10 protein-coding genes are annotated in these 10294 nt (G+C 69.7%); 7 read left to right on the top strand and 3 right to left on the bottom strand.

The window, feature by feature from the left end; translation table 11 throughout:
• The coding region (locus AO398_RS18270; RefSeq protein WP_058193539.1) for a cation:proton antiporter at positions 1-1743 on the bottom strand (1743 nt) is incomplete at its 3' end.
• A 378-nt stretch (positions 1744-2121) separates the two neighbouring features.
• On the opposite strand from AO398_RS18270, the gene AO398_RS18265 reads away from it, so the two are divergent.
• The 4 genes from AO398_RS18265 to AO398_RS18250 all read left to right on the top strand — a co-directional run bounded on the left by AO398_RS18265 (position 2122) and on the right by AO398_RS18250 (position 5576).
• On the top strand, positions 2122-3384 hold the full coding sequence (locus AO398_RS18265; protein WP_058193538.1) for a hypothetical protein: 1263 nt from the start codon (positions 2122-2124) through the stop codon (positions 3382-3384).
• Complete coding sequence (locus tag AO398_RS18260) at positions 3381-4025, top strand: hypothetical protein (RefSeq protein ID WP_007568312.1); 645 nt, start codon at positions 3381-3383, stop codon at positions 4023-4025. Before AO398_RS18265 ends, AO398_RS18260 begins: the two co-directional genes overlap by 4 nt.
• Positions 4026-4096: 71 nt before the next feature.
• The gene (locus AO398_RS18255; RefSeq protein WP_058193537.1) at positions 4097-4948 is read left to right on the top strand and encodes a MoxR family ATPase; all 852 of its coding nucleotides are present in this window, start codon (positions 4097-4099) and stop codon (positions 4946-4948) included.
• 103 nt (positions 4949-5051) lie between these two features.
• Positions 5052-5576, top strand: a complete 525-nt coding sequence (locus AO398_RS18250) for a histidine phosphatase family protein (RefSeq protein WP_058193536.1) — start codon at positions 5052-5054, stop codon at positions 5574-5576.
• Positions 5577-5750: 174 nt separating this feature from the next.
• On the opposite strand, the gene AO398_RS18245 is transcribed toward AO398_RS18250, so the two are convergent.
• A complete protein-coding gene (locus AO398_RS18245; RefSeq protein ID WP_082643331.1) occupies positions 5751-6779 on the bottom strand; it encodes an alpha/beta hydrolase in 1029 nt (342 codons plus the stop codon).
• Positions 6780-6973: 194 nt separating this feature from the next.
• Here AO398_RS18245 and AO398_RS18240 point away from each other — a divergent pair, with 194 nt between their 5' ends.
• Positions 6974-7456, top strand: a complete 483-nt coding sequence (locus tag AO398_RS18240; RefSeq protein ID WP_058193535.1) for an Hsp20 family protein — start codon at positions 6974-6976, stop codon at positions 7454-7456.
• Positions 7457-7610: 154 nt separating this feature from the next.
• Positions 7611-8612 (top strand): GNAT family N-acyltransferase, encoded by a 1002-nt coding sequence (locus AO398_RS18235; RefSeq protein WP_058193534.1) that lies wholly within the window; start codon positions 7611-7613, stop codon positions 8610-8612.
• Positions 8613-8762: 150 nt separating this feature from the next.
• On the opposite strand, the gene AO398_RS18230 is transcribed toward AO398_RS18235, so the two are convergent.
• Positions 8763-9215, bottom strand: coding sequence for a hypothetical protein (locus AO398_RS18230; protein WP_058193533.1), 453 nt, complete (start codon positions 9213-9215; stop codon positions 8763-8765).
• 210 nt (positions 9216-9425) lie between these two features.
• On the opposite strand from AO398_RS18230, the gene AO398_RS18225 reads away from it, so the two are divergent.
• Positions 9426-10286 (top strand): Kdo hydroxylase family protein, encoded by an 861-nt coding sequence (locus AO398_RS18225; RefSeq protein ID WP_058193541.1) that lies wholly within the window; start codon positions 9426-9428, stop codon positions 10284-10286.
• Positions 10287-10294: the final 8 nt, after the last annotated feature.

The following is a 10294-nucleotide window of genomic DNA, read 5'->3' as shown; positions in this document are numbered from 1 at the left end:
CGCCTCTGCCCCGCGCTCCTCCCGCGCCGCGCGGCACTCGCCGCGCCGCGCGTGGAGCGCCGCGCTGGCGGGGCCAATCGGCGCGCCGCCAGCGCCCGGCCCCGCCTCCGACAATTGCAGGGAGGCCTCGATCGTCTCCGGCACCGCGTCGTCGACGCCGAGTTCGTACAGGGCCGAGGCGTGGCGGGCGTCGCGGGCGCGGGCGACGATCGTCAGGTCCGGCCGCTCGGCCCGGGCCGCCGCCACCGCCTGCTCGACCGCCCGCGGATTGTCGAGGGTGACCACCAGGGCGCGGGCCGTGGCGATGTCGCAGCGGCGCAGGATCTCGGTGTTGCCGGAATCCCCGAAATAGACCGGTGCCCCGGCCCGGCGCTGCTCGGCCACCCGGGCCGCGTCGGAGTCGAGGGCGAGGTAGGGGATCCCGTGCCGGTCCAGCATCTCGCCGACCTGGCGTCCCACGCGGCCGAAGCCGGCGATGATCACCCGGTTCTCGATCTTGTCCGGCAGCGGCTCCGACTTCATGGCGGCGAGGCCGGCGCTCGTCGCGCGACGGCTCAGCCGGCGGCCCAAGGCCGCGAGCGCCGGAATCATGATCATCGTGACCGTGGTCACGATCAGCGCGGCCGCGCCGACATCCTCCGGCACCAGCCCGGTGGCGACCGCGCCCCCGATCAGCACGAACGCGAATTCCCCGCCCGGCCCGAGCAGCAGGGCCGCCTCCAGGGCTACGGGCCGGGAGATCTTGAGGGCGGGCGCCGCCATCATCACCACGGCGGCCTTGATCAGGACGAGGGCCAGCGACAGGCCGATGATCGCCCCGGGCGCCGCCATGAGCTGGGCCGGGTCGAGGTTCATGCCGACCGAGACGAAGAACACCCCGAGCAGCAGGCCCTTGAACGGGTCGATCGTCGCCTCGATCGCCCGGCGGTACTCGGTCTCGGCCAGCAGCAGCCCGGCCACGAAGGCGCCTAGCGTCATCGACAATCCGCTCGCCGCCGCCGTCAGCGCGGTCCCGACGATGACCAGCAGGCAGGCCGCCATGAACAGCTCGGTGGAGCGCGTCCGCGCCACGAGCTGAAACAGCGGGCGCAGGGCGAGGCGTCCGGCGACCACGATCAGAACCAGCGCGATGGCGGCCTGGCCCAGCGCCATGGCCAGCGCCCAGCCCTTGTCGCCCTCGTCGCTGCGGCCCAGCACCGCGATGGCGAACAGGACCGGGGCGACCGCGAGATCCTGGAACAGCAGGACGGCGAAGCTCGCGCGGCCGGAGGGCGCGTTCAGCCGCTTCTGTTCGGCCAGGACCGGCAGCACCACCGCGGTCGACGACAGGGCAAGGCCGATGCCGACGATCGCCGCGCCGGCGAGCGGCACCTGCAGCCCGTAGAGGATCGCCCCGAGGATCAGCGCCGAGCAGCCGACCTGCAGCGAGCCGAGGCCGAAGACGAGCCGACGCAGGGTCCGCAGTCGCTCCCACGACAGCTCGACCCCGATCATGAACATCAGGAAGATCACCCCGAACTCGGCCAGATGCGAGATCTCGGTGCGGTTGCCGATGGTGAAGAGGTGGACGTAGGGATGGGTATCGGCGAGCCGCCCGAGGCCGAAGGGTCCGAGGAGGGCGCCCGCGCCGATGAAGCCCAGCACCGGGGAAATCCGCAGGCGGTGGAACAACGGCACCACAATACCCGCGGTGACGAGGAACAGGATCGCTTCCTTGTATGAACCGGCGTGGACCTCTGGCATCGGCGGCGGATCGAACCTCGTGTTTCCGACCGGGGCGGAATCCGATCACGGTCGCGCGATCATGGGTCGGCGTCCGGCCCTGGGCAACCGGTTTCGGCTGATGCAAGGGTGGCGAGGTGCGCTCTGACACAAGCCGGATACACGAGGCGGGTGAGACATTTCAGCCACCCGGGCGGCGCTTGCCGGTGATCCACCGGGGAATGGGTGCGGGGCGGCCCAAATTCGGCACAATGCCCGCATACACGCTGGCGTTAACCGGGGGTTACGTTCGGCCAGGGCCGCGCTTGCATTTGAGCATCGTCCCGAAAGGTGGTTTCCAGCTTTCGGAAAAAAGATGATGCGGAAGGGCAGGGACGCGCGCGCCCGCGACAGGACCCGATGGATGTGACGAGGCCGATGATCTCCATCAAGTCGATATTCTCCGGTCCCGCGGCGCCACCGAGTCGCGACCTCGCCCGCGAGCGCCGCCAATGGAAGCTCGAATCGGATCGGTGGCAGCACCAGCGTCACGTCGACCGCGGCTACCGCATCAAGTGGGGCTACGTCGCGATCGCCTACCTGGTCGAGTTCATGGTGATCGGCGCCTCGCTCTGGGGCGCCTGGCTGTTCGCCGGCGTCTACAGCGATGGCGACTGGCACGCCTTCTATTTCATGCTGTTGGCGCCTCTGGTCTACGCCGCCGTCGAGCTGTGCCGGGTGCCGCTCGGCATCCTCGCCCGCACCCAGCGCTCGCATTTCGTCCGCGGCCTGGCGGTGCTCGGCATCATCTTCGCGGCCGGGGTGACCACCAAGTCGGTGTCGCAGCTCGGCGAGATGATGTTCCATCCCCGCCTGATGGAAGCGGCCAAGACCAAGACCGCCCTGAAGGATGCCCAGGCCGACCGCGCCACGATCGGCGACCGCATCAAGGCCGCGGACGAGCGCGTGGCGCAGTACACGGCCGAGCTCGACCAGATCGAGAAGCGGTCCACCGACAACGCCCAGCAGCTCGCCGCCCTGCCGGCCCAGCGCTGTGAGCGGGTGTTCGGCACGAACAGCAAGGGCCGCAAGTATCAGAACCTGAAATGCGTGGCCGATCCGCGCGTGGCCGCCCTGTCCGCGGGCGTCACGAAGGCGTCGGCCGACCGTGCAGTGCTGGTGAAGAGTCTCGAGGAGGCCCGCAAGGCGCGCGCCGCGCTCGATCCCGGCGCCGCCGACCGGCGCGTGGCCGATGCCGAGCAGGGCTACCGGAACGCGGTCAACCGCTCGCAGCTGCACTCCTTCACCGCGATGGTCTACGGCGTCGACCCGATCGACGTGACCGAGCAACAGGTCCACGCCTTCCTGCGGATCTTCGTGTTCCTGCCGGCCCTGTGCGCCGCCTTCGCGTCGACCATCCTGGCGCTCTGTGCGGTCTCGACCCGCCGGACCTTCATGGATGAGGACGATCTCGGCGCCGCAGTGAACCCGGAGGCCGCGCCTTTCATGCTGGACGCGATCGCCGACGCGCTGCGCTCGAACCCCGAGCCGATCCTGCCCCGGGCGGCCAACGCCACGGGCGCGGTGATCCCGATGAACCGGCCGGCCCAGGGCCAGCAGAGCCTGCCCGGCCAGAGCCATCCGGGCCAGCAGACCCTACCTGCCGCGGGAGCCGGCGCATGAACTACGTCGCCGGTGGAACCCCTGAGAACGTCGCCCTCGCCCAGCAGGTGAATTCGCGCCTGCGGGCGGATTCGAGCTACGTCGCGGCCCGAGCCTTCCTGTTCCGGGCGCTGGGCTTCGGCGCCTTCGCGTGCCTGGCCGGCATCGGCGTTGGGGCGGCGGCCTATGGCTGGGCGACCCTCAACCAGTTCGACACGGCCGCCGAGAAGATCGCCGCCGCCATGCAGGCCGCGCTCTCCGACGTGACCCTGAAGACCAAGGGCGAGGTCACGCTGACCGACAACACCCTCAAGCTCGAGGGCCTGCCCAAGCTTGGCGGCGGCACGCCGACACCGACCAAGGCGCAGCTCGGCAGCGACGCAGCGCCAGCTTCGAAAGCGGCGGTGAACACCACCTTCACGGTGTTCAAGCAGGTGCCCTATCTCGACGGCCAGATCGTCACCGGCTGGAACTTCAAGGACAACGCCGACCAGCCCTACCAGCAGTATTGCTACTTTTCGCGCCGCTCCAACGAGTCGAAGGGGCAGGTCGAGATCAAGATCGACCTCGCCATGGACACCAAGACCCTGCCGCAGCCGCAGAAATCCGACGTGAACCTGGAGATCCTGGCCCGGAACTGCGTCTGGCACGAGAAGGGTTAGCCGGTCTCGCTTGCGGGGCGGCTCCGGCACGCGCTACCGGTGGCATTCAGGCCAGCTTCTCCGAGAGCGCGATGCGATTTTCTGGAACCGAGTCCTACGTCGCGACCCCCGACCTGACCGCCGCGGTCAACGCCGCCGTGGTCCTGGAGCGCCCGCTCTTTGTCAAGGGCGAGCCCGGCACCGGCAAGACCGTGCTGGCCGAGGAGATCGCCAAGGGGTTGGGCGCGCCGCTCATCGTCTGGAACATCAAGTCGACCACCAAGGCCCAACAGGGCCTCTACGAATACGATGCGGTCTCGCGGCTGCGCGACTCGCAACTCGGCGACCCGCGGGTCTCGGATATCGGCAACTACATCCGGCGGGGCAAGCTCTGGGAGGCGTTCACCGCCCCCGAGCGCCCGGTGCTGCTGATCGACGAGATCGACAAGGCCGATATCGAGTTCCCCAACGACCTCCTCACCGAGCTCGATCGGATGGAGTTCCACGTCTACGAGACCGGCGAGACCGTGAGGGCCGCGCGCCGGCCGATCATGATCATCACCTCGAACAACGAGAAGGAGTTGCCGGACGCGTTCCTGCGCCGCTGCTTCTTCCACTACATCAAGTTCCCGGACGCCGAGACGCTGATGCGCATCGTCGACGTCCATTATCCGGGCATCAAGCACCGCCTGGTCGAGGAGGCCCTGAGGGTCTTTCTCGAGACCCGCGAGGTGCCGGGCCTCAAGAAGAAGCCCTCGACCTCCGAGCTGCTGGACTGGCTCAAGCTCCTCGTCTCCGAGGATATTTCCCCCGAGACCCTGCGCGAGCGCGACGGCCGCAAGCTGATCCCGCCGCTGCACGGCGCGCTCCTGAAGAACGAGCAGGATGTCAGCCTGTTCGAGAAGCTCGCCTTCATGATGCGCCGGGAGCAGCGGGGCGGCTGAGACCCGGCCCGCCGCGGTTCCCGCGCGCCGCGCTTTGGGCTAACCGAAGCCGCGGCGAAGGTCGGGCGCCCGTCGATCATTCCCGCCGAGAAGGGCACGCTCCATGCGCAGGCTGATCCTGTTGCGGCACGCCAAGTCGGACCGTCCGGCGGGCGTCGGCGACCACGAACGGCCGCTCAACGACCGCGGCCGCCGGGCCGCCCCGGCCGTGGGCGCCCACCTCGCCGAGGCCGGCCTCCGGCCCGAACTGGCCCTCGTCTCCACGGCCACCCGGACCCGCGAGACCTGGGAGGCGATCTCCGCCGCCCTCGGCGCCCCCGAGGCGCAGTATCACCGCGAGATCTACGAAGCGCCGTCGACGCGGGTCCTCGACGTGATCCGGGGCGCGCCGGACGCCGTGGAAACCGTGATCGTGATCGGCCACAATCCGGGGCTGGGCGACTTGGCGGCGGCCCTGGCCGGGGAGGGGCCGCGCAAGGAGCGGGCGCGCCTCGCCACGGAGTTTCCGACCGCCGCCTACGCGGTGATCGATTTCGACGCCGCGACCTGGTCGGCGGTCAGCCCAGGGCAGGGACGGCTGGAGCGGTACGTGCGCCCGCGGGATATCGATCCCGAGCTGGGTGGCTGAACCCTCGAACGACGCGCCGCAACAGTCTCGGTTTCAAAAGGCCGTCGGCCTTTTGCGGGTGAAGGGCGGAGCCCTTCTTTCTGGCTTCGCCCGATACATCGGGGCCCTGCCCCGATACCCCGCCAAAGGGCTGAGCCCTTTGGGAGCCCATTATAACGAGGGCGCGGCGACAGGTCAGGCCACCGGCACGGCTTGGTGCGCCTCCACCTCATTGTGCGAGGGCAGGGGGGTGCCCGGCACGAAGGCGTCGAAGGCGGCCCAGAAATCCTGCCGGATGGCATCGCGCTCGCTCAGGATCTCGTGCCGGGAATCCGGCAGCACCAGGATGTGCCCGGCCTTCATCCGGGCTGCGAACCGCTCGGTGTCCAGGGTGCCGCAGACCGGGTCGGCGCCGGCCGCGACGATCAGGGTCGGCAGGGTGATGCGCGGGGCGACGCGTGGGTCGCACAGGCGCGCCATCGCCCGGAACGCCTCGGCGAGCCACGCGATGGTCGGGTCTCCGACCGCCCCCACGCCGACCTGCCGGGCCGCGGCCGCGTTGCGGGCGTAACGCACCGGATCGCGCGACAGGCGGTTGCCGTCATAGGGCTTGGTGGCGATCGAGACCGGCTTGCCCATCGGAATATAGCGGTCGCCCAATCCGATCCGGTGTAGCGCCTGCGACAGGAACGCCGCCCCGGCGGGCCAGCGCACCATCCGGATCGACAGCATCGGCGCCACCGTCACCAGGCGCCGGAACGGCAGCCAGCCATCGAGGGCGCCGATCAGGGCGACGCAGCCACCCATCGAGTGTGCCAGGCCGATATGCGGCTCGGGCATCAGCGGCACCAGCACCGTCTCCGCCACGGCCCGCAGGTCGAGGCGGTAATCATCGAAGCGCGCGACGTGGCCCTTGTGCGGATCGTCCACGCGCCGGTCCGACTCGCCCTGGCCGCGCCAGTCGAACGCCACCACGGCGAAGCCGCGCGTCCGGAGGTCCTGGATGGTCTCGTAGTACTTCTCGATGAACTCGGCCCGCCCCTGGAGCAGGCAGACCGTACCCCGGCAGGTCCGCGCCGTGGTCTGCCAATAGGCCGCCCGCAGGGTGCAGTCGTCGCGGGTTCCGACCGCGATCAGCGTGCCGCCGGGCGGCACCGGATTGTCGGGCGTGCCACGCAGGGTCAGGAGCGGATCCCGCCCGATATCGCCGTCGAACCGCCTCACGGGCCCACCTCACTGCGTCCGCGCGCCGGCGTGACCGTAGCCGAAAAAATCTCGGATTCGGCCCTTGCCGCGGGTCTTGAAGGCGGTTTTTCCACCCCCGATATTCCGTCTGTGCCGGCCGTCAGGCGGCACGAAAGACGGGTCCGGCCCATTGGGCGGACCAATCCTGCATGTTGCTCGTACGAGGATATGTCATGCGTCAGTTCGATCTCGCCCCCCTGTATCGTTCCACCGTCGGTTTCGATCGTCTGTTCTCCGCTCTCGACCAGTTCGCCACCGCCGAGGCGGCGCCGACCTACCCGCCCTACAATATCGAGCGGACCGGCGAGAACGCCTACCGCATCACCGTCGCGGTCGCGGGCTTCACCGAGTCCGACCTGTCGATCGAGGTCCGGGAGAATGCGCTTACCCTCAAGGGCGAGCGCAAGGCCGAGGCCAAGGCGGAGTTCCTGCATCAGGGCATCGCGGCCCGCGCCTTCGAGCGCCGGTTCCAGCTCGCCGACCACGTCCAGGTGACCGGTGCGGCCCTGGAGAACGGCCTCCTCCACATCGACCTCGTCCGCGAGGTGCCGGAGGCGAAGAAGCCGCGTCGCATCCAGATCGCCACGGCCGGCACCCCGTCCGCGCCGGTGATCGAGGGTGACGTGCGGAAAGACGCGGTCCAGCAGGCGGCTTGATCCGGCCTCCTGCCTGAAAACCTGCTAGCGTGATGGAACGCCCCGGCCCAGGCCGGGGCGTTTTCGTGTCGCGACTGTCATAATGACGTGTGGGCTTCATGCTCTTTAGTTGGTCCGGACGGTGCACGGTCGTGCGCCCGGAGTGAACCCGACCATGGTCGCCAATCTCGCCCGCGGAGCCTACAGCGCGCTCGGAGCCGGCTGGCACAAGGGCGTGCAAGGCGTCCAATGGGGCGTCGGCGCGCCGATCGCGAAGCTGCGCCGCCGGCACGCGCTCATTCAGTCCGAGCCGGCGGGCATCACCGACATCCTGTCGGCCGAGCAGGCGATCCGCCTGCCGGAGCCGTTCGAGGGGCGCAGCCTCGGCCGGATCGGCAATCTCGAGGTGCGTCTCGCGGCGAAGAAATCCGAAATCCGGCGCGCGCAGCGCCTGCGCTTCAAGGTTTTCTACGAAGAGATGGCGGCGATCCCCACAGGTCTCGCCGCATTATCGCGACGCGATGCCGACGCCTACGACGCGCTCTGCGACCATCTCCTCGTCCTCGACCATGCCGCGCCGCGGCGGAAGAAGCCGTTCGTCGAGCACCGCCCCAAGGTGGTCGGCACCTACCGGCTGCTCCGGGGCGAGGTGGCCGAGCGCCATGCCGGCTTCTATTCCGAGGGCGAGTACGACCTGGAGCCGATCCTGGCGGCGCAGAAGCACCGGCGGCTGCTCGAGCTCGGCCGCTCCTGCGTGCTGAAGCCCTACCGGAGCAAGCGCACGGTCGAGCTGCTGTGGCAGGGGATCTACGCCTACGTGCTGCACCACCGGATCGACGCGCTGATCGGCTGCGCCAGCCTGGGGGGCACGGATCCGGATCGGTTGGCCCTGCCGCTGTCGTTCCTGCACCACCATGCCCGCGCCCCGGAGGAATGGCGGGCCCGGGCCCTGCCGGAGCGCGCGGTCTCCATGGACCGGCTGCCGCTTGAGGCGATCGACCCCAAGGCCGCGATGCGGGCGCTGCCGCCGCTGATCAAGGGCTATTTGCGGCTCGGCGCCACCTTCGGGGAGGGCGCGGTGATCGACCGCCAGTTCGGCACCACCGACGTGTTCGTGGCGCTCCCAGTCGAGGCGATCGGCGCGCGCTACCGGGGGCATTTCGCGCCGGGGAACTGAGCCCGTAAAAATCCCGGATTCAAAAGGTCCGTGACCTTTTGCGGGTGCAGGGCAGAGCCCTGCGAAAGCGCTTGAGAGACCTGTGAATTCGGGGCTGCGCGCCCCGAACCCCGCCAAAGGGCTGCAAGCCCTTTGGAATCTCATTCTTTCCTACAGATCCCCCAACGCCAGCTGGCCCTGGTTGCGTGCCTTGGCGGGAGCCTTGGCAGGGGCAGCCTTGCGCTCCTTCGAACGGGACGCGGCCAGGGGCGGCTTCTTCGGTTTGGGATCGCCGCGCATGCGGGCGAGGGCCTTGTCCCGGGCCACCGCCTCGGGGGCCTGGGGATCGTCCGACAGCCACTTGCCGCGCTTGATCACCTCGTTGACCCGGCCCTGGTTGACCCCGACCTTGAAGGCGATCTCCTGCTGGGTCATGCCCGTGGAGGCGTGCAGGTCCAGGATCGCCCGGGCGAGCTCGGGGGTCATCTTCTGGCCGGTCAGCCGGCGGGCCGGCTTGACCGTGCGGGTGGCGCGGTCGCGCTCGCGCAAGCGCTCCAGCAGCGCCAGCGCCATGTTCATGCCGTGCTCGCGCAGGGCTTCCTCGAATTCCTTCAGGGTCGCCATCGGCGCCATCCTCCGCCGGGCTCGTTGGCCGGTACTCTGTGGAAGAACGTGCCGGGAACGCCGCAGTTGCGCAAGCGCTCCGGGCCGGTGTCGCAGGCGGTGCCGGTGGACGGACGATGTCATCCACCGGAAATGCGGCCCCTGGCCTCCCGGCAGCGGCTCGGCTACAGGATTGCGCCCCTCCGCCCAGGCAGGCCCGGCCCGCGCACGATGATCAGCCCGATCCGCACCGTCGCCCCCGGCGAATCCGCCGGCTCCCTGGCCCGGGAGCTGGAAGCCGGGGCGGTGCTGCTGTTCCCGGACCTGCCGTTCCCGTTCAGCGCCTTCGAGCGCCGCTTCACCGAGCGGCCCTTCGCGGACGGCAAGGCCAAGAACGTGAACATTCGCGGCGAGGCCGCAGCACTGCGCGGCGCCGCCGGCACCCCGGAGGAGCAGGAAGCCCTGCGCCAGCTCCTGATCCGTTACCGCGCCTTCGCCCGGGACCTGATCGGCACCTACCTGCCGGACTATGCCGACCGGGTGAGCCTGGCCGGCACCTCCTACCGCCCCTACGATGTGGACCAGCGCAAGCTCAGCTGGCGGCGCGACGACACCCGCATGCATGTCGACGCCTTCCCGTCGAACCCGATCGGCGAGAAGCGGATCCTGCGGGTGTTCCGCAACATCAACCCGTCGGGCGAGCCGCGGCGCTGGCGGGTCGGCGAGGATTTCGGCTCGATGGCCGAGAAATTCCTGCCGCGGGTCCCGCGCTACTCAGCCCTCTCGGCGCACGTGCTCGCGGCCCTGCGGATCACCAAGGCAAGGCGCTCCGAATACGACCACCTGATGCTGCACCTGCACGACGCCCTGAAGCAGGACGAGACCTATCAGGCGAGCGCTCCGCAGGCCGATGTCGCATTCCGGCCCGGCGCCACCTGGGTCACCTTCTCCGACCTCGTGATGCATGGGGCGATGGGCGGCCGCTACATGCTGGAGCAGACCGCCTACCTGCCGGTCGCCGCCCAGGCCGACCCCTCTTTAAGTCCACAGCGCATCCTGGCGGCCAAGCTCGGCCGCCCCCTCCATCCATAACCGACAAG

It is taken from the genome of Methylobacterium sp. GXS13, from assembly GCF_001455965.1.
Lineage (GTDB): Bacteria > Pseudomonadota > Alphaproteobacteria > Rhizobiales > Beijerinckiaceae > Methylobacterium.
This window is presented reverse-complemented; position numbering and strand designations above follow the sequence as displayed.

Excerpts from the sequence above, each read along its gene's own strand:
- AO398_RS18225 (WP_058193541.1), top strand. The coding sequence starts at position 9,426 with ATGATCAGCCCGATCCGCACCGTCGCCCCCGGCGAATCCGCCGGCTCC.
- AO398_RS18250 (WP_058193536.1), top strand. The coding sequence starts at position 5,052 with ATGCGCAGGCTGATCCTGTTGCGGCACGCCAAGTCGGACCGTCCGGCG.
- AO398_RS18230 (WP_058193533.1), bottom strand. The coding sequence starts at position 9,215 with ATGGCGACCCTGAAGGAATTCGAGGAAGCCCTGCGCGAGCACGGCATG.
- AO398_RS18260 (WP_007568312.1), top strand. The coding sequence starts at position 3,381 with ATGAACTACGTCGCCGGTGGAACCCCTGAGAACGTCGCCCTCGCCCAG.
- AO398_RS18265 (WP_058193538.1), top strand. The coding sequence starts at position 2,122 with ATGGATGTGACGAGGCCGATGATCTCCATCAAGTCGATATTCTCCGGT.
- AO398_RS18255 (WP_058193537.1), top strand. The coding sequence starts at position 4,097 with ATGCGATTTTCTGGAACCGAGTCCTACGTCGCGACCCCCGACCTGACC.
- AO398_RS18235 (WP_058193534.1), top strand. The coding sequence starts at position 7,611 with ATGGTCGCCAATCTCGCCCGCGGAGCCTACAGCGCGCTCGGAGCCGGC.
- AO398_RS18240 (WP_058193535.1), top strand. The coding sequence starts at position 6,974 with ATGCGTCAGTTCGATCTCGCCCCCCTGTATCGTTCCACCGTCGGTTTC.